An 18,121-nucleotide genomic window follows, 5' to 3' on the forward strand; every position below is an offset into this window, starting at 1 on the left:
CCAAGCCCGACTCTCCCACTGATCTCAAGGGACAGTCGTGGGGGTACGTGTTCAAACGTGCTATTTCGGAATTCAGCAAGGACGGCTGTACCGACCTGGCGGCATCGCTGACCTACTTCGCGGTGCTGTCGGTCTTCCCGGCGCTGTTGGCGTTGGTTTCGCTGCTGGGCGTTTTCGGCCAGGGCGAAGCCACCACCACGGCGATCCTGGACTTCTTGGAGCAGTACGCACCGCCCGAACTGGTCAGTCTGCTGTCCGGTCCCATTTCCCAGCTGACCACCCAGTCGGGTGCCGGATTGGCCCTGATCGTCGGTGTGGCCGGTGCATTGTGGACCGCTTCCGGTTACACCGGCGCGTTCGGTCGTGCCATGAACCGGATCTACGAGGTCAGCGAGGGACGCCCGTTCCTGAAGCTCAAGCCCGTCATGTTGCTCGTGACCCTGGCGGTCGTCTTGATCGTGGCGCTGGTCATGTTCATGGTGCTCCTGTCCGGTGACATCGCCCAGACCGTGGGCGACCTGGTGGGCCTGGGCTCCACCGCGGTGACCGTGTGGAACTGGGCCAAGATTCCCGTCATCCTCTTCCTGGTGGTGCTGCTGATCGCGCTGCTGTACTACGCGACTCCCAATGTGAAGCAGCCCAAGTTCCGCTGGATGAGCCCCGGTGCCGTGATCGCATTGGTGGCCATGGGCCTGGCCGGTGCCGCTTTCGCGTTCTATGTGACCAACTTCGCGAGCTACAACGCCACCTACGGCGTCATCGGCTCCGTGATCATCTTGCTGTTGGGCCTGTGGATCATGAACAACGTGCTCCTGTTCGGCGCGGAGGTCGATGCCGAGGTCGAGCGCGGCCGCCAGCTCCAGGGTGGCCTGCGGGCCGAGGGCACCATCCAGTTGCCCCCGCGTGACGTCCGCCAGACCAAGAAGCTCCAGGCCAAAGAGGAAAAACTCGAGGCCGAAGGCCGCAAGCTCCGCCTGCAGCACGACCACATCGATTACTCGTCCGATTCCGACGATTCCAAGGACTCCAAGGACTAGCGTTAACTACTTCACGCGTTCGGTCCGAAGCCGGTTCGAGGTCCCCACGGGCCACGAACCGGCTTCGGCCGTTAACGCACCCTCGGATTCCGCGCGCGCTGCGCGGCCCCGCACTCTTCTCGCACGCCCACGGCGCACAATCCAAGGCCGGCGGCCTCGCCGCGTTCCCCGCCGAGCGGCGTCGTCACAACGCAGTTCCTCGCGGGGCGAACTCCCGGCACCTCCCCCGAGCTCTGACCTAAGCTGGAAGCAATGCCAGCTACAGCCCAACAGGAAGGCACACGCATGCACAAGGTTAAAGGTGTCGTGGTCAAGGCAAAGAACGAACCGGCCACGGTGGAAACGATTCTGGTACCGGATCCCGGACCCGGCGAGGCCCTGGTGGACGTGCTGACGTGCGGTGTGTGCCAAACCGACCTGCATTACAAGGTGGGCGGCGTGGGTGACAACTTCCCCTACCTGCTCGGCCACGAAGCCGCCGGTGTCGTCAGCGCCGTGGGCGAAGGCGTCACCGAGGTCGAGGTGGGCGATCACGTGATCCTCAATTGGCGCGCTGTGTGCGGTGAGTGCCGCGCATGCCGCAGGGGCGAGCCGTGGTACTGCTTCGACACGCACAATGCGACCCAGAAAATGACTCTCGAGGACGGTACCGAACTGGAACCGGCCCTGGGCATCGGTGCCTTTGCGGAAAAGACGTTGGTGGCGGCCGGGCAATGCACCCGTGTGGAAACTCCTCTCGAGGACCACCAGTACGCTGCCGTGGGTCTGCTCGGGTGCGGCGTGACCGCCGGCATCGGTGCGGCCATCAATACCGGCGCCGTGAAGCGTGGCGAGTCCGTAGCCGTGATCGGCTGCGGTGGCGTGGGCACGGCCGCAATTGCCGGTGCGGCCTTGGCCGGAGCCACAACCATCATTGCCGTGGACCTCGACACCGAGAAACTCGCCACCGCCCAGCGCCTGGGCGCAACCCACACGGTCAACTCCAAGGACCGTGATCCGGTGGAAGCGATTAGGGAACTCACGGACGGTAACGGTGCGGATCTGGTCATTGATGCCGTGGGCATCGAGCCCACCTTCAAGCAAGCATTCCAGGCTCGCGATCTCGCCGGACGGGTGGTCCTGGTGGGCGTGCCCGATCCCGGAACCACCATTGACCTGCCCCTGGACGAAATCTTCTCCCGCGGCGGTTCCATCAAGTCCGCGTGGTACGGGGACACCCTGCCCTCGCGTGACTTCCCCATGCTCGTGGACCAGTACAAGCTGGGCCGCCTCGACCTCGATGCGTTCGTGACCGAGCGCATCGAGCTGGACGAGGTGGACGAAGCATTCGAGACCATGAAGGCCGGTAAGGTCCTGCGATCCGTAGTGGAGATGCCCCGATGAGCGAACAGCCGACAACGATTCTCAGCGACGACCAGACCGGTCTGCGGATCGACAATTGCGTGACCTCCGGCACGTTCAGCCTGGACGGCGGCACGTGGGAGGTCGACAACAACGTGTGGATCATCGGCAACGGGGTGGAGTGCGCGGTCATTGACCCGGCACACAACCCGCAAGCCGTTGTGGACGCCGTGGCGGGGCGAACCATCACCCACGTGCTGTTGACCCACGGACACGACGACCACATCGCCGCGGTTCGCGAGTTCGTGGAACTGGCCGGCACCGACGCCCAGATCTATATGCACCCGGAGGACCTGGTGCTGTGGCGCAAGGTGTTCTCGGACGGCTCCGAGCCGGAACCGCTCGAGGACAACCAGCACATCGTCGCGGGTACGGCGGCACTGACCGTGCTGCACACCCCCGGGCACTCCCCCGGTTCCGTGGTCTTCCACGCTCCCGAGGTCGGCGATCACGGCGTGCTGTTCAGCGGCGACACGATGTTCCAGGGCGGCCCGGGTGCTACGGGACGGTCCTATTCGGATTTCCCCACCATCATTGAATCCATTCAGGAACGCATCCTCGGCCTGCCGGAGGAAACCCTGGTACTCACCGGGCACGGCGACTCCACCACCGTGGGCAACGAGAAACCGCACCTGAGCGAGTGGATTGCGCGCGGCCACTGAGTCCACGGGCACAAGCTCCACCCAAATGAACCGCGTCACGGCCGGCAACGGCTGCGGCGCGGTTCGTCTTTAATGAGCGCCCTTGCACCGGCGTCCGGGGGCTTTCTCATCCCCCGCGGGCGTCACCGCGCGGCCGGGACGACCGTGCCGGTCACCCGTGCAGGCTGGACAACGGCGACCGGCGCCACATGAAGATGAAAGTCAGTGAGCTGGCCAAGGGAATCAGGGCCATGGCCACCGGGACGAGCGCAGCGGAAATGTAGTCGTAGCGCACACCGAAGTACGCGCTGAGCACCAACCCCAGGGCCGTTCCGGCAGAGGTAGCCGCGGTCATGTGCGAGACGAGCCCCATGTACATGTTCTCCGGGGCCACGTAGGCCGCCAGGCCGAACAAGCACAGCAGACTCGGCCCAATGGTCAACCCGATCAAGGCGAGCACCACCGCGAACCCGAGCGCCCCCGAAGGGGTGGATAACATCATGGAGGTCAGCAGCGCCGCTGTGGCGTAGAGGATCCACAGGTTCCAGGGCGTCACCCGGGTGCGCCAGGACACGGTGACGACCGCCGCAATTGCGGACGTCAAACCCAGGAACGCATACAGGGCACCCATCGACGGCACAATGTCCACGGACACGGCAAAGACCACCAGGCACCCCTGGATCGCACCCAGTAGGGCCCCGAGACCACCGCAGCCCACCAGCAGCATGGTGCGCAGCCGCTGCGCGGACCAGCGCCGAGCGTGGGCTAGTCGTTCCGACCCCTCCCGCAGCGACATGGTGAGGATTGGCTGCTTGAACCTGGCGGACGGATGAAGCATGAAGATGAGCACCATGAGCACTGAGAGCACCGCCGAGACCCGCAGGACGGTTTGCGGCCCTGCCGTGGTGGCGATCAACCCGGTGATGGCGGCACCCGTGACCACGGACATGGCTTCACTCACGGATTCCATGCGCATGGCCGCGGGTAGAAGGTCCACCCGTTTGCGATGCTCCAACACAGAATTCCACCGGATCCTGCAGGCCAGACCCTGCGGGGCCAGGGACAGTCCGGCGAGGAAGAAGGGCAAGAACATCCCCACACTCTCGATCCCCGTGGGGACGGATTCAATGGGCGCCAGGGGCAACAGCCACATGACCGTGCCCTGAACCAGAGCCAGCACGGCCAACCCCCCTTGACGCCAGGGGACATTGACGAAGAACGTCATGATGAGTCCGCACAGGGCACTTCCCAGATACACGGCCGCCGAGCCCAGCGCCGCCGTCCACGGGGAAGCCGTCTGAGTGGCGATCCATGTGATCACTCCCAGGGGCGCGAGAACCTGGGGCAATCGCAACGCGAGCATGATCCGGGTGAGGCCGCGCCCGCCCATCCCATTGAGCTCTTTGACGTCTCTGATCAACTCGGGGACGGTGGTGGACGTGACGGGCGAGGGTGCGGGCACGGAAGAACTCACGGGATCAGCCTACGCGTTCGTCTCCAGACCGGTCATGACCCGCAAGTGTGACCCCTTGGGCGTCTTGGTCACGACCAGTTGTGTACCGATGCGCTGTTTCATCTCGGCCACGTGGGAGACCAACCCGATCACCCGTCCGTTCTGCCGGAGTCCGTCAATGGTCTCGAGCACCTGTTCCAGGGTGTCCTCGTCCAAGGAACCAAACCCTTCGTCCACGAACAGGGTGTCCATGTCCTGACCGCCCGCGGCCGCGCGCACCACGTCCGCGAGTGCCAGGGCGAGGGCGAGGGACGTGAAGAATGATTCACCGCCGGACAACGTTTCCGTACCTCGGCGGACCCCTGTCCACGAATCGTCCACTTCCAGGCCCAGCCCCGCCTTTCCGCCGCCCCGCGTCTGGTCGGTATGCAGCAAGCTGAACCGGCCGGAGGACATCCGCTGCAGATGCTCCGAGGCCACGGCCGCCACGTGCTCCAGCTTGGCCGCGAGCACAAAGGACGTCAGTGTCATGCGAAGACTGTTGTCCGCGGACAACCCGTTGGCCACGGCGGACAGGCCGGTGAGCCGTTCCGTCTTTTCCCGGGCTTGGCTCAGGCGCTCACCGCGTTCACCTCCCGCACGGCCCAGTTCCCGAACCGCGCGTTCAAGGGCGGTAATGGTTCCCGACGCCGCGGTGATCAGGTCCCGGCGGGCCGCGAGGCTCTCACTGTGCTGCACGGCCCGGGCCACGGATTCCGTGGACGTTTCAGCGCGTTCCCGCGGCGAGAGCTGACCAGTGGCCACCATGGCTTCCGTGGCCAGTTCGGCGGTGACCTTGCCGTGCCGGTCGTGGTGATTCTGCAGCCAGATTTCAATCTCCTGGACCTCGGAGGGCTCCAGACGTGCCGACCGCACCTCCTCCGCCGTTGCGAAGGGTGAGTCCTCCAGCTCGCCCGTGAGGGCGTGTTGGGCGTAATCGAGATCCTGGGTGGCACGGTCGAGGCCGCGCTGGGCGGTTTCCATGCCGGACACGGCATCGATGAGGTCCTGGGCGGCATCCAGCCGTTGCCGGGCCGATTCGAAACCGAACAATTCCCGGTCCAAGCGCTCACTGGCCTCCTCCAGCTGCGCGGTCAGGGACGTCCTCCGCGTGGCATCGCGTTCGATCCGAAGGTCGATGTCGCGCAGGCCCACCCGTGACTCATCGATGCGACGATCAAGGGTTGTCAGCGTGTCCGCAGTATCACGGGCGCGCACGAGTTGGCGTTCGAGCCGGGCAACGGCATGCGCGGATTCCGTGGCCGCGGCTCGAACCGCGATGATGTCCTCCTGTGCTCCGGCGCCGAGTGCCTGAGCGGCGTGCTGCTGGGCCGTCTGCCACTCGTTGTGGGCCCGGTCGGACTCCGCCTGGGCTCGGTCACGGGTCGTTCGGGAACCCGCGAGCATTCGTTCGGTGACTTCGCTGCCCCGCTCCTGCCCCGCGGGAGCGGGGTGGAGTGTGGAACCGCACACGGGACATGGTTCTGACGCGCGCAGTGCGGAGGCGAGCGTCGCGGCGGCCGAGGCGAAGCGTTGAGCTTCCAGTTCCTCCACACGGTGAGCCGCGGCACGGCGGGCGGCTTCCGCGGTGCGATATTGCTCTCCGCGTGCGTCCCGTTCCCGAGCGAGGGTTTGGAACTCCTCCGTTGCCGCCAAGGTATGGCGCGCTCGTTCATCACGGTCCCGGATCACAGCGGCATCCCGTGTGGCTTCGCGCAGCTCTTCCGCGGTGCGCTCCACTCCCGCTCGTTCCTCGAGGTCTCGGTCCAGGGTGTTCTCGACAGTTTCTTTTCGAGCACGGTGCCGCGCCAGGTGCTGTTCCACTTCGGTGAGGGCCAGCTGAACGGTTCGCAGCGATTCCTCCGCCTCGAGCGCCTGCTGTGCGCCGTGACGAGCACTCACGGCCACGTCGCGAACGGCCGCCAGATCCCGTTCGCCGGTTATCCAGCCCTCCAGAACGGTGGCTTGATCGCCCAGGACGAGCCGAAATCGCTCATGATCCGCGGACCCCGCCGAAAACGCCCCCCGTGCCGCTTGCGCCGCGGTTCGGGCTCGGTCAACCGCCGACTTCGCGTGTTCGGCCGCGTCGACCAGGCCGGCCAGTTTGTGCGCGGACCGGTGTCGTGTCAGCTGAGCGTCCCGAGCGTTCACGGTCTCCCCTTGCCCCTCCAGCTCCGCGCGGACACCGCTCAGTCGGTCATGGCGTTCGATGTTGGCGAGCCGCTCGGCAAGCTCTCGTGCTCGTGTCGCAGCTTGTGTCTGTTGAGTGCTCACCGCATCACGGGCGCTGGTGAGCTGGGGCACCACGGTGTCGAGCCGGCCCGACAGCTCCTCCAGGGTTGTCGGTGCGGGGAACTCCTCCGCCCCGTCCGACGTCGAGTCGGCCACCGGCCTGTCGTCGTTCGGGGAACCCCGCCACTCAGAAAGCGAAACGGTTTCCGCCGGTAGTTGCGCAAGCACCTCCCCCAGCTGCTCGTCCAGTTGGCTCACGCGTTCGAGGTCTCGTTGCTGATCAAGGCTGAGCGCATCGAGTTCGGCTTGGCAAGCGGAGGCAAGGTCCTTGAGTTCCTGTTGGATACGAGGGTAGATATCGGTACCGAACAGTGTTTCCAGGAGCTTCTCGCGTTCCTTGGAACCCGCCCGTAAGAACTGCGCGAACCGGCCCTGAGGGAGCATCATCACCTGCGTGAATTGTTCCCGGTTCAAACCCACCACGTGTTCTACGGTCTGGCCGACCTCGTCCGGTCGATAACCGCGTTCGACCCAATCACCCGCCACGAACTCTCGCAGCAGCACCCTGGCGTGTTGTTCGGACCACCCCGACGCCGCCCGTTTGGACGGTCTGCTCCAGGCCGGGGAGCGGCTGATGTGCCACCGGCGCCCGCCGGCCGAGAACTCCAGATCCACCAGGGGTGGAGTGTCCGGGTCCGCATGGTCACTGTGCCCCGGTTTCCTTCCACCCATGGCCACCGTTGTGGGTGCCGTGGAATACAGGGCAAAACAAATCGCATCCAGCACGCTGGTTTTGCCGGCCCCCGTCTCACCGTTGAGCAAGAACACGCCGGCCTCATTCAATGTGTCGAACTCGACCACTTCGTGTCCCGCGAAGGGACCGAATGCGGTGATCTCCAAACGATGCAGTTTCATGGTGTTCCCTCTTCCGACGTACCACGGGAGCGCGCGGCAGCCACCGCTGATGCGATATCACTTTGCTCCGCATCCGATACCGACCGCTGTCGGACGTGTTCGAAGAACGATGCGCACAGTGAGTCCGGGCTCTGGGCGCCTTTGACCCGGGCGCTGTAACTGATCTGCTGTTGCGAACGGCCGCCCTCGGGTTCCCACCGCAGTTCCACGGTCTGTGGAAACCTGGTGCGGATGCGCTCCATGGCCGAGGCGGGACGTTCGGGATCCGTGAGCACCACCTGGCACCATGCGCTTTCCGCATTTGCGTGGCCGGGATCCCGCAGCAGGTCCACCAGGTTCCCGCGCAGTTGAGCCAGGTGCAGCCCGGCCCGGTGGTCGAGGGCTTCGACCCGCGGTTCAGCCGCGCCCGTGAACTCCACGAGCCACGCGCCCTTCGTCTGGCCCGTTTCCGAGAACGAGTAGGCCACGGGAGATCCGCTGTACCGCACGGCGGTGCGCACCGTTTGCCGCCTGTGGATGTGGCCCAGCGCAGCGTAGCTGTGTGCCGCGAAAACATCCGCGCTGACGGTGCCGAGACCCCCGGAGTCGATGACGCGTTCGGAGTCCGTGGTGGCCGCACCCGTGACGAATGCGTGTGCCATGACCACGCCCCGGGTGTGGGCTCGGGATCGGAGATCGGCCGCGGTGGATGTGGCGATTGTGTCCAGAACGTCCTGGTGGGTGGGTGAACACGCCAACCGGGGTGCCACCGACCGCGGCTCGAGGTACGGAATGCCGTACACGGCCACCGTGGACGCACTGGTTTGTGCTGCCGGGTCGGCCCCGCTCAGCGCCGTGTCCGTGACCCGCACCCCCGACGCGTGGGCGGAGAAGAGAACGGGGAGATCCGCCTGCTCCGAGCGGGTGCGAATGAAGACCCCGCCGTGCGCCATGATCTGCGCCCCGAAACCCAAACGGGCGGCGGAATCGTGATTGCCGCTGGTCATCACCACGTACGCACCGGCTCGGCGAATCTTCGCGAGGGTGGCGTTGAGCAGTTCCACCACCTCGGTGCGCGGTTGCGCCCGGTCGTACACGTCGCCGGAAATCAGCACCGCGTCAATGCGGTGCTCGACAACCCATTCGACGATCTCGTCCATGGCGCGGGCCTGGACGTCCAGGACGTCCACACCGTGGAACGTGCGGCCCAGGTGCCAGTCGGAGGTGTGGAGAAATCTCATGCTCGACAATCTATCCACCTTCACCGACACGCATTGGGGCATCGACACTCACATAGACTCGGTGCATGTACGCCTCTTCCCCAGCACCCTTGCTCTCGCCCGATCACGGGATCGACGCCGCCCGGGGCGCCTACCCGGACACCGTCACCGCCGTGTTCGGCAGCCTGGCGATCGCTGCGGCAACGGACAGCCCGGCATCCGAGGCGTACGTGCAGCTGGCCGCCCGCTCGGCGGACGCCCTCAATGAGGTGGCGGAGTGGGCCAATACCGGGCTGTCGGCCGATCCGACCGCGTGTGCGTGGCTGTCCTACCTGCGCTGGGCACGGGCGGCCGGTGCTCGGCCGCCCGCCAGTTCCCCGGTGCCGCCCGCGCGCGAGTTCGACCGTGATTTCCCCGTGCTCAGCCGCGCTTGCGGTTGCTCGGGTGACAGTTTTGCCGCGCTGGCCACCGGCGAATTCGGTGAAGTGGCCCGCCCGATCGACCCCACGGCCGAAAGCGGTGAGGTCCTCGCGCGCAGCATCCCCTACGGGCTGGTCCCCAATCTGGGCTGGAAGGCGCTCGTGCCGATCATCGTGGACGCCGCCGCCATCACGCACGGTCATGCGGAAGCTCAAACGGCCGCGGTCGGCGCGGCTCTCGCCATTCACGCGAGCGTGCGCGCCCAAGAGACGGACGCCGGTTTCGGGGAGGTCCTCACCGCCGTGAGCGAGGTTTGCGAGGGCATGACTCGCCCGGCGCCGAAAACACGCGCTCTCTTGCACTTGGTCACCCAGACCACGGGGCGCGCAGACCTCGGATCCGCCGACGGCGCCCTGTCCCGTGCCCTCGGGGACGGCACCGCGGCGTCGTCGGGGCTGGCCCTGGGACTGTTTGCAGCGGGTACCGCACAGGCCGCCGATGGGGCGCGCAGCGAGACCGTGACGCAGGCACTTGAGGTGGTCTCGGCGCATCCGGCGGCCTCCCCCGGGGCCCGCTCCGTGGCGGCGGCCGTCTGCGCAGCGCGGTTTGGAACTCAGGTCGTCCCGACGGTGACCGATCCGGTGGGCGCGGAACTGGCCGAGCTCGCCCGCCGGTGGAGCGACCGCTGGCGCCCCTGAGCGTTGGATCCGCGCGCGGGAGCGGCGTCCGCACACCCGACCAGTGGGGCGGGCCCACGACGCTCAGAGTCGGGTGTTGTAGATCTTGGTTCCGTAGTGGGCGGCCAGTTCCTCCATGGAATCGGCCGCGCTGCGATGCGCCAGATCCATGACGATGCCCGCGCACGCCTGGGCATCGGCCAATGCGTTGTGATGATTTTCAAGGGACACACCCACGGCGTGTGAGACCGCCGGCAGCGAGTACGACCGCAGTCGGTAGGCGGCCCTCGACAGTCGCAAAGTGCACGCGTAGCGCCATGACCGGGCCGGATGGCCCACTGCCGCATTGGCTGCCTTGATGACGCCGGTGTCGAAAATCGCGTTATGGGCCACCAGGATCCCGTCCGGGGCGCCGGCCTCGAGGCGTTCCACCAGCCACTTCCAGTACTGCGCGTACGGCGGCGCCCCCGCCACATCCGCCGGCCGAATCCCGTGCACCCTGATATTGCCCGGTTCGAAGTGGTCATGGCCGGGCGGAGGTTGCAGGAGCGAGTACTGGGTGTCAGCCACGTGGCCGTCCTCCACGCGGACCACGCCTACGGCGCACGCGGAGGCAAAGCTACGGTTGGCTGTTTCGAAGTCTATGGCTGTAAAACTGACGGGCACGGTGACAGGCTACTGCCGGCCTCAGACACGCTGCGCGCGCACCGGGGTGATCCGCGCAGTTACGCCCCGAACGTTCGTGACCGGAACCGGTCGAGCGATCAGGCGTGGACCGATGCGTGAGCGTCGTACCAGTCGTCGGCCTTTTCCACGGCCTGATTGATTTGTGCGATGTCCAATTCGTGATGGATCGCGTAGGCCACGGCCTGCAACGGGAAGATCCGGGCGTGCAGCTGTGCCCGCTCGAAGTCGTCGGGGGTGGTGGCGTGGCGAACGCTGTCCCAGCCGAACCACAAGCCCAGGGAGGCGGTGTCGTAGGCGGGGTCCGACAGGCACGCGTGATCCCAGTCGATGATTCCCACCAGACGATCGTTGTCCCACAACATGTTGTTGCCCATGAGGTCACCGTGCACCAGTTCGGGCTCGACCATCTCGAGTTCCACCAGGTCCTGGATGGCTTCCTGGGCGCGCGATCTGTTGCCCGGGATCAGGCGCGGAATGACCTGGTCGAGCAGTACATGGCGGCGTCGGTGCCCGCCCCAGTGCTGGCCCGGCCGGTCGAGCCACGGTGCGGCCTGGGAAACGTCGGCCGAACGCAGCTGATCGAGAACGCTCGCCAGGACCGTAGTGTCCACGGGCCCGGGATCGCGAGTGGTCCCGGGGAGCCACGTCATGCCCACGGCCGTGTACCGCCCCTCGTTGAGCACCGGGGTCAGTGGCCGCGGAATCGCGAAATCGAAGTCGGGAAGCAGCGACAGCGCCCGCACGCGGCGTCGTACGTTTTCACCCGATGTGGGGTTCTTGGCTATGCGCACGCTCATCACGTGCCCCGCGTTCACCACGATGTGTGCGGAGCCGCCCGCGTGGACCTCCCATTCGGAGCGGTCCACGCTCACTCCCGCTTCCGCCAACACCGCGTCGACGGCGTCAGCGAACGGAAGATGCCCGCATGCGAATTTCATGACTCAGTCCCCCGGGCCCGGTCGTGGTGGATCAACCACGACCGGATCGTCCTGTTCTCCCAATGCCGCCAAAAGATGCGGCAGCACAGCATTCATGGCCCGCGCTCGGTGACTGACCCGGTTCTTTTCCTCGGGAGTCAACTGCGCACAACTCAAACCGTCATAGCCATCCGGGGCGAAGATCGGGTCGTACCCGAAACCATGCTCACCCGCCGGTTCCCGCAGGATCCTCCCCGGGAATTCTTCTACCACCACGTGTTCCGTGCCGAGGGGGGTCACCACGGCGGCGGCGCACACGAATTGGGCGCCCCGGTGGTCGTCGGGGACGTCTCCCAGTTGCGCCAGCAACAAGTTCAGATTGGCGCTGTCATCGCCATGGCGACCGGACCAGCGGGCGGAAAATATTCCCGGAGCCCCACCCATGACGTCCACCGCGAGACCCGAATCATCCGCGAGCGCGATCATTCCTGTTTCGCGCGCCGCGGCGCGTGCCTTGAGCAGCGCGTTCTCGGCAAAGCTCACGCCGTCTTCTACGACGTCGCTGAGGCCCGCGGTGCGCGCATCCACCACGGTTGTGGCGTCGTCGAGGTGCGGCACGGCCGCGGCCACCATGGCTTGGAGTTCGCGAACCTTACCCGGGTTCTTGGAGGCCAGGACGATCCTGGCCGGTTCTGGGTCAGCGTCCACGACCCGCCTCCAGCGTTTCCTGCTGAATGGTGGTCAACTGGGCGCACCCCGCGACCGCCAGGTCGAGCAGGACATCGAGCTCACCCCGGTTGAAGGGCGCACCCTCGGCGGTGCCCTGGACCTCCACGAAATTCCCCGACCCCGTAACCACCACGTTCATGTCGGTCTCCGCGCGGACATCCTCAACGTAAGGCAGGTCCAGCATGGGAACGCCGTCGATGATGCCCACCGATACCGCCGAGACGGTGTCCACCAGCGGTTTCACGTTCGCCTTGATCACGCCGTTCGCGTGGGCCCAGGAAATCGCCTCCGCCAGCGCCACGTAGGCGCCGGTGATCGCTGCCGTGCGCGTTCCACCGTCCGCCTGGAGCACATCGCAGTCCAGCACCACGGTGTTCTCACCGAGGGCCTTCAAATCAATGATGGAGCGGAGCGCGCGGCCGATCAGGCGGGAAATTTCGTGGGTGCGGCCACCGATTTTGCCCTTGACGGACTCGCGGGCCGAACGCGTTGATGTGGCGCGCGGCAACATGGCGTATTCAGCGGTCACCCAACCGCGGCCCTCGCCCTTGAGCCAGCGGGGAACTCCCTCGGTCAGGGATGCGGTGCACAGCACGCGGGTGGCGCCGAATTCAATGAGCGCGGAGCCCTCTGCCTGATCGGACCAGCCGCGAGTGATGGTGATGGGACGCAGTTCATCGACGGCGCGGCCATCGGCTCGCACAATATTCGCCTGCTCCGCAGCAGCGGTGGATCGCTCCCCGACCAACGTGGAATTATTTTGTGACGGATCGGTAGGCGAAGTCATAGCGCCAGCCTAGTCCGCCGTTACTGGCCTTGCCAACGCACCTGAAATGGTGACATTCTCCGAGACCACCTTGTAGGTGTACCCCGGCTCCGCAATGCCCACGGGACCGTCGAACGCAGCGATGCCTTCCCGCCGGGTCCTGGTGGGCGAATTCCACACCGGCAGGTGGGTCAACAGCAGCTGGTGCACCTTGGCCTGGGCTGCGGCCTGGCCGGCGCGGTAGCCCGTGAGATGGATACCTCGTAAGTGATCCTCGCGGCCTTCTTCGTAGGCCGCCTCGCACAGGAACAGGTCAGCGTCGCGGGCGGCATCCACCAGGCCGTCGCAGTAATCGGTGTCCCCGGAATAAGTCATGACCGAGGGCCCCATCGGGCCGTCGAACGTGATGCGCAGGGCGTAGGACTCGGGGCACGGGTGTTCCACCTCGAACGGGGTCACGGTGAAGGGGCCCACGGTCACCGGCTGGCGCTCCCGCCACACGTTGAACACGAACTCGGTTTCCATGCTGTGGCCGTCGGGCATTGCGTGGGAGCGGTTGAGGTAGTCATGCAATCCGGACGGTCCGTACAACGGAATACGTCCGGCCTTCCATCCCCGCGGGTCCCACTTGACCGCCACGTGCAGACCGGCCAGGTCCACGCAGTGATCCGGGTGGAGGTGCGAAATCATCACCGCGTCAATGTCTTCCAACGCGAGCTGCCGTTGCAGGACGCCCAGGGAGCCATTTCCCATGTCCAGGATCACGCGCCAGGTGCGGCCCTGGTGATCCTCACCGGTCAGCAAGTAACACGACGCGGGAGAGTTGGGGCCCGGGAAGCTACCGGTGTTCCCAATAACGGTCAACATCATGACTGCGGGTGCCTTTCGTGGTGCCGACTCAACGCTGAGCCGGGTGGATCATGGCCAAAGAACCCGTGGGGTACTGTTCGGCCACCGAGGACGTATGACGAACGCGCAGCACCTCGGGTCCGAGGAATCTGCGGGCAAGAACTTCAAAACTTTCGGGATCACCCGTGGCCAAGAATTCGTGGTGCGGAGTGAGGTTGACGTCGCGCTCCAGGTTGTCGTCCATCAGCGCGCGGTAGACATCACGCGCTGTTTCCTCCGCTGAGGACACCAGGTTCACGCTGTCCCCCATGACGTAGGAGATCACCGCGGTCAGGAGCGGGTAGTGGGTGCACCCCAGAACCAGTGTGTCCACACCCGCATCTTTGAGCGGCTCCAGATAACCCTGGGCGGCGCGCAAGAGTTCGGGTCCCGTGGTCACGCCACGTTCCACGTAGTCGACGAATTCCGGACACGCCACGGACGTGACCTGCAAATGCGGTGCCGCGGCAAACGTGTCATCGTAGGCACGGGAACCCACGGTGGCTTCCGTACCGATCACGCCGATCTTCCCGTTGCGCGTGGTGGCGACCGCGCGCCGGACGGCCGGTTGGATCACCTCGACCACGGGAATGTTGTAGGCCCGGGTGTAACGCTCCCGAGCATCGCGCAGCACGGCAGCGGACGCCGTGTTGCAGGCGATGACCAAGAGTTTCACGCCGGAATCAACCAGGTCGTCCATGATGTCCATGGCCAGGGAACGCACCCGAGCAATGGGCAGTGGACCGTAGGGGCCGTGCGCGGTGTCCCCCACGTACAGGATTTCCTCGTGCGGCAACTGGTCAATGATGGAACGAGCAACGGTCAATCCACCCACGCCGGAATCGAACACGCCAATGGGCGAATTCGGATTGGGGCCTGAAGTGTTCACGTGCTCATCCTGCATATCGAAAGACAGTAACGCTCCGCGCTGATTTTCCCTATCCGAGCCACCGATGAGCGGACACACTACAAGTAACAGTCCGTGCCTGACGGTGCGGCACAACGGCGAAAAACTGGGAAATTCAGCCCAAAATGCGCATCCAAAGGATCGGACGCCTCGGAAACTGACGTCGAGGACGTGCAACACATGCGAGACATCTCACAGTCCCACGGTGCCGTGCTCGGCACGGTCAGAGCGTCTTGAGCAACGCATTCATCAGTGACTCCTGCAGCCAGGACACAAAGTTGTAGACGACCGCCATGTAGTCATGGATGTCCCCCACGTCTGCGAAGTCGACCTGCTCACCGACCCGTTCGGCGTCCTCGGACGTGGTGATGTCCAACCGCGTTGCCAGCACCAGCCGAATATCGTTGAGCGATCGCGCGAAATCCTGCGCCTGTTCCACGGTCAGGGTCACGGGATCGGATTCCAACGCCAACGACGACGCCTTCAGCGCCCCGACCTTCGCCTCGCGCAGTGACCTGTCGGTCAGCCGGCGGAATTCTTCCGCTCGCTCGGGGTCCATGGACGCAGCCGGGAGCAGTCTCTTCAGGGCCGGGTCGGTGGGTTCGCTCGCGTCCTGGTCGATACCGACCATGGCCGCCAGGGGATCCTCATCCGGGCGGGCTTGGGGCTCAAGGGTCCCGGCGACGTCGGAAAACAGTTTTTGGAGTAACTGAACTTCGGGTGCTTCGAAGCGCCCGACGATGCCCTTGCGGGTCTTCTTGAATCCTTGTGCCATTAGTTGTGGTCCGCCCGTTCGTACGTGGCCCAGAGTCCGTATCCATGCAGGGCACTCACGTGGGTCTCTGCTTCCTCGAGGGTCCCCGACGCCACAATGGAGCGCCCGTTGTGGTGCACCTCGAGCATCAAGGTCCGAGCCTTGGAATCCGAATAGCCGAAGTAGGAACGGAACACATACACCACGTAACTCATGAGGTTGACGGGGTCGTCCCACACCACCACGTTCCACGGAACGCTGAGCATCGTGCGGGTTTCTGGGTCTTGGGTCAGAACAGGAGTCTCGACCGGAGCCGCGCTCATGAGAACGGGTGCGTATCGGGCACGCGCGGATAAAGGAGTGCAAATCATGGTGCGCCCATCGTATCCGCCACGCACGGATGTGCGCAGTGAGCCGATCCCATTAGGCTGGAGGCGTGAATCAGCGCAGCTATCCATGGGAACCCCAACCGACCTCCCTCATGACGGACCATTACGAGCTCACCATGCTCCAGGCCGCGCTGCGGGCGGGAACGGCCTCGCGGCGCAGCGTATTCGAGGTGTTCGCCCGCCGCCTGCCCAATGGTCGCCGCTACGGCGTGTTCGCCGGGGTGGGTCGCGTGTTGGAGGGCCTCGAGAAGTTCCGCTTCTCGGAGCCTCAATTGCGGTTCCTGCGGGACACGAACGTGGTGGATCAACAAACGATCGGCTACCTCAAGAATTTCCGGTTCACCGGACAGATCCGCGGCTACGCCGAGGGTGAGGTGTACTTCCCCCACTCGCCCCTGCTGACCGTGGAATCCTCCTTTGCCGAGGCCTGCGTCCTGGAGACCTACATCCTCTCGGTGCTCAATTACGACTCCGCCGTGGCTTCCGCTGCATCCCGCATGGTGGGTGCTGCTGGTGAGCGCCCGTGCATTGAAATGGGTTCCCGCCGCGCCCACGAGGAGGCTGCTGTCGCAGCTGCTCGCGCGGCCGTGATTGCCGGGTTCACCTCGACGTCCAATCTGGAAGCCGGTTATCGCTACGGCGTGAAGACGGTGGGCACCGCCGCCCACTCGTTCACGTTGCTGCACGACTCGGAGGAAGAGGCCTTCCGGGCCCAGATCGATGCCCTGGGGATCTCCACCACGCTGCTGGTGGACACCTATGACGTGGAAAAAGCGGTCAGGTTGGCCGTGGACATTGCCGGCCCGGATCTGGGCGGGGTCCGCTTGGATTCGGGCGACCTGGTCACCCAGGCGGCTCAGGTGCGCTCCTTGTTGGACAAGCTGGGCAACGCCAACACCACGATCACGGTGACCAGTGACCTCGACGAGTACGCCATTGCCGCCCTGCGCGCGGCTCCCGTGGATTCTTACGGCGTGGGCACCCGCCTGGTCACCGGTTCCGGTGCGCCCACCTCGTCAATGGTGTACAAGCTCGTGGCACGTGAAGGCGCCTCCGGCACCATGGAGCCCGTGGCCAAGGCCTCATCCGGCAAAGCATCGGTGGGTGGCGAGAAATTCGCGCTGCGCCGTCGTAACGACCAGGGCGAGGCCACCCAGGAAATCGTGGGTGTCTCCCATGAACCGACCGATGACGGAGACGACCGTGAGCTGCTGGTCCACTACGTGACCGGCGGTGAACTGCGCGACGGGTACGTGGGTGCGCAGGCCGTGGGCCGCGCCCGCGAACGCCACGCCCTGTCCGTGGCGGAACTGCCCCGCGCGGCCCGACGCCTGTCCGAGGGCGAGCCCGTGATTCCCACCATCATCGAACCCGGAACCGCTCATTGATCAAGGAGGCACCCGTGCGCACAGCCCTCATCATTGTTGACGTACAAAACGATTTCTGCGAAGGCGGCAGCCTGGCCGTGACCGGAGGCGCCGCGGTGGCCGCGCAGATCGCGGAATACCTGGAGGACCACCACTCCGACTACCGGGTGGTCGCCGCGACCCAGGACTGGCACATCGATCCCGGGTCGCATTTCAGCGACGAACCGGACTTCGTGTCGAGCTGGCCGGTGCACTGCGTGGCTGAGACCGACGGTGCGGCAACCCACCCGCATTTCGATACCGACCACGTCACGGAATTCTTCCGCAAGGGCGCCTACGACGCCGCCTACTCCGGTTTCGAGGGCCTGTCCGCCCCGGACGTGGACGTCCCCATGGGCGAAGACCCCGAGGACGCGGATGAAGAACGGACCAGCCTGGACGACTGGCTCCAGGAGCATGAGATCGAGGCCGTGGACGTCGTGGGGCTCGCCCTGGACTATTGCGTTCTGGCCACCGCCAAGGACGCGATGGACGCCGGTTACGAGACCCGGGTCCTGTTACCCCTGACCGCCCCGGTGGCCAAGGAGTCCGGCGAGCGCGCCACCGTGGAACTCGCGGACGCCGGCGTGGCCGTGGTCGAGGATCTCGACCGTCCCCTGTTCGACTGTCCGTCCTGTTATTTGCTCACGTTTTAACTCCTGTG

At 65.5% G+C, this 18,121-nt stretch carries 17 protein-coding genes; 6 read left to right on the top strand and 11 right to left on the bottom strand.

The window, feature by feature from the left end; all coding sequences use genetic code 11:
• From Q4E95_RS03030 to Q4E95_RS03040, 3 genes are all read left to right on the top strand, one after another.
• A partial coding sequence (locus Q4E95_RS03030; protein WP_303381895.1) for a YihY/virulence factor BrkB family protein occupies positions 1-1,037 on the top strand: 1,037 nt, incomplete at its 5' end.
• A 285-nt stretch (positions 1,038-1,322) separates the two neighbouring features.
• Positions 1,323-2,420 (top strand): S-(hydroxymethyl)mycothiol dehydrogenase, encoded by a 1,098-nt coding sequence (locus tag Q4E95_RS03035; protein ID WP_303381896.1) that lies wholly within the window; start codon positions 1,323-1,325, stop codon positions 2,418-2,420.
• Positions 2,417-3,100, top strand: a complete 684-nt coding sequence (locus tag Q4E95_RS03040) for an MBL fold metallo-hydrolase (protein ID WP_303381897.1) — start codon at positions 2,417-2,419, stop codon at positions 3,098-3,100. Before Q4E95_RS03035 ends, Q4E95_RS03040 begins: the two co-directional genes overlap by 4 nt.
• A gap of 151 nt (positions 3,101-3,251) precedes the next feature.
• Here the strand turns inward: Q4E95_RS03040 and Q4E95_RS03045 are convergent, their stop codons facing one another.
• From Q4E95_RS03045 to Q4E95_RS03055, 3 genes are read right to left on the bottom strand one after another with little or no spacing between them, the layout of a single operon-like run.
• The gene (locus tag Q4E95_RS03045; protein WP_303381898.1) at positions 3,252-4,553 is read right to left on the bottom strand and encodes a hypothetical protein; all 1,302 of its coding nucleotides are present in this window, start codon (positions 4,551-4,553) and stop codon (positions 3,252-3,254) included.
• A 9-nt stretch (positions 4,554-4,562) separates the two neighbouring features.
• The gene (locus Q4E95_RS03050; RefSeq protein WP_303381899.1) at positions 4,563-7,718 is read right to left on the bottom strand and encodes an AAA family ATPase; all 3,156 of its coding nucleotides are present in this window, start codon (positions 7,716-7,718) and stop codon (positions 4,563-4,565) included.
• On the bottom strand, positions 7,715-8,938 hold the full coding sequence (locus Q4E95_RS03055; protein WP_303381900.1) for an exonuclease SbcCD subunit D: 1,224 nt from the start codon (positions 8,936-8,938) through the stop codon (positions 7,715-7,717). The genes Q4E95_RS03050 and Q4E95_RS03055 overlap by 4 nt, the downstream gene beginning before the upstream one ends.
• Before the next feature lie 65 nt (positions 8,939-9,003).
• Here Q4E95_RS03055 and Q4E95_RS03060 point away from each other — a divergent pair, with 65 nt between their 5' ends.
• On the top strand, positions 9,004-10,035 hold the full coding sequence (locus Q4E95_RS03060) for an ADP-ribosylglycohydrolase family protein (protein ID WP_303381901.1): 1,032 nt from the start codon (positions 9,004-9,006) through the stop codon (positions 10,033-10,035).
• A gap of 63 nt (positions 10,036-10,098) precedes the next feature.
• On the opposite strand, the gene Q4E95_RS03065 is transcribed toward Q4E95_RS03060, so the two are convergent.
• The 8 genes from Q4E95_RS03065 to clpS form a co-directional block, all read right to left on the bottom strand.
• Positions 10,099-10,680 (bottom strand): 3'-5' exonuclease, encoded by a 582-nt coding sequence (locus Q4E95_RS03065; protein ID WP_303381902.1) that lies wholly within the window; start codon positions 10,678-10,680, stop codon positions 10,099-10,101.
• A gap of 98 nt (positions 10,681-10,778) precedes the next feature.
• A complete protein-coding gene (locus Q4E95_RS03070; RefSeq protein WP_303381903.1) occupies positions 10,779-11,639 on the bottom strand; it encodes a phosphotransferase family protein in 861 nt (286 codons plus the stop codon).
• Between the two features lie 3 nt (positions 11,640-11,642).
• Complete coding sequence (rdgB, locus tag Q4E95_RS03075) at positions 11,643-12,326, bottom strand: RdgB/HAM1 family non-canonical purine NTP pyrophosphatase (protein ID WP_303381904.1); 684 nt, start codon at positions 12,324-12,326, stop codon at positions 11,643-11,645.
• Positions 12,316-13,134: a ribonuclease PH gene (gene rph / locus Q4E95_RS03080; protein ID WP_303381905.1), complete on the bottom strand. Its 819-nt coding sequence runs from the start codon at positions 13,132-13,134 to the stop codon at positions 12,316-12,318. The genes rdgB and rph overlap by 11 nt, the downstream gene beginning before the upstream one ends.
• A gap of 9 nt (positions 13,135-13,143) precedes the next feature.
• Positions 13,144-13,983, bottom strand: coding sequence for an MBL fold metallo-hydrolase (locus tag Q4E95_RS03085; protein ID WP_303381906.1), 840 nt, complete (start codon positions 13,981-13,983; stop codon positions 13,144-13,146).
• A 28-nt stretch (positions 13,984-14,011) separates the two neighbouring features.
• Positions 14,012-14,905, bottom strand: a complete 894-nt coding sequence (gene murI / locus Q4E95_RS03090; RefSeq protein ID WP_303381907.1) for a glutamate racemase — start codon at positions 14,903-14,905, stop codon at positions 14,012-14,014.
• Positions 14,906-15,131: 226 nt separating this feature from the next.
• Entirely contained in the window at positions 15,132-15,683 is a 552-nt protein-coding gene (locus Q4E95_RS03095) for a DUF2017 domain-containing protein (RefSeq protein ID WP_303381908.1), read from the bottom strand.
• Positions 15,683-15,928 carry an ATP-dependent Clp protease adapter ClpS gene (clpS, locus tag Q4E95_RS03100; RefSeq protein ID WP_303381921.1) on the bottom strand — a complete coding sequence of 82 codons (246 nt, stop codon included), beginning with the start codon at positions 15,926-15,928 and terminating at the stop codon, positions 15,683-15,685. The genes Q4E95_RS03095 and clpS overlap by 1 nt, the downstream gene beginning before the upstream one ends.
• 170 nt (positions 15,929-16,098) lie before the next feature.
• Between clpS and Q4E95_RS03105 the strand changes: the two genes are divergently transcribed.
• Together Q4E95_RS03105 and Q4E95_RS03110 are read left to right on the top strand one after the other, a co-directional pair.
• Positions 16,099-17,439 carry a nicotinate phosphoribosyltransferase gene (locus tag Q4E95_RS03105; protein WP_303381909.1) on the top strand — a complete coding sequence of 447 codons (1,341 nt, stop codon included), beginning with the start codon at positions 16,099-16,101 and terminating at the stop codon, positions 17,437-17,439.
• 14 nt (positions 17,440-17,453) lie between these two features.
• Positions 17,454-18,113 carry an isochorismatase family protein gene (locus Q4E95_RS03110; protein WP_303381910.1) on the top strand — a complete coding sequence of 220 codons (660 nt, stop codon included), beginning with the start codon at positions 17,454-17,456 and terminating at the stop codon, positions 18,111-18,113.
• Positions 18,114-18,121: the final 8 nt, after the last annotated feature.

The sequence above is a fragment of the Kocuria sp. genome (assembly GCF_030536815.1).
Lineage (GTDB): Bacteria > Actinomycetota > Actinomycetes > Actinomycetales > Micrococcaceae > Kocuria > Kocuria gwangalliensis.